The organism is Bacillus sp. P4_D3, assembly GCF_056401855.1.
This window is the reverse complement of record NZ_JBFUIN010001196.1, coordinates 1-693: the sequence shown is the minus strand read 5'-3', so window position 1 is coordinate 693 and position 693 is coordinate 1. Positions and strand designations below refer to the sequence as shown.

Annotated in this window: 1 protein-coding gene; it reads left to right on the top strand. The window is 31.6% G+C overall.

The window, feature by feature from the left end:
• Positions 1-227: GNAT family N-acetyltransferase (locus AC1DTM_RS30230; RefSeq protein WP_477001676.1), on the top strand; the 227-nt coding region annotated here is incomplete at its 5' end.
• Positions 228-693 lie beyond the last annotated feature (466 nt).

Genomic DNA, 693 nt, shown 5'->3' with positions numbered 1-693 from the left:
GCTCTATATGTATAAATGAACAAGGGAAAATTAGCTTTATATTTGTAGACAAAGACTATAGAAATATTGGTATTGCGACGCAATTATTACAAGTAGCAAGTAAAGAATTGAAATTATCAAGATTATCAATTGGGTTTCCTAATAATAGTTTACTTGAGGGATTTTTAAAGAAATGTGGGTTTGAAAAGAATGCATTAGAACAATATGAAATGTACATTTTATTATAAAAGCAGAAGATATCATTCTTTCTGCTTTTTATTTTTGTAATGAAAATAAGGAGGAGATAGTTAGCTTGTGCATAAAATGGGGGCTAATTAGTCGATAATCCCCCGTCGTGCCAATTATTGGCGTATACAAAAAAATTGCCATTTTCTTTTTGTCCTTGGCAAGAACCCACCGCATTGTAGCGATTATGATTGTCTTATCCATACCAACGTCAAGGCTTGGTTTTCGCTCTTTTGGTATGATGGCGAGTGATTGAAGATTTTACGGAACGAACCTTTTCTCGTACCAACCTCATATCTTCAGTTTTCAAAGAACAATCTGTATGAAATAATCATAGCGAATAGTTAGACAATAACAAAGCCCTTTATTGTAAAAACACCGTAAAAATTATGTTAATTGAGATTTATTTTTTTCGTAAAATCAAGTAAAATAATGAAAGGGAACATATATTCTATCCAAGATAGAAGG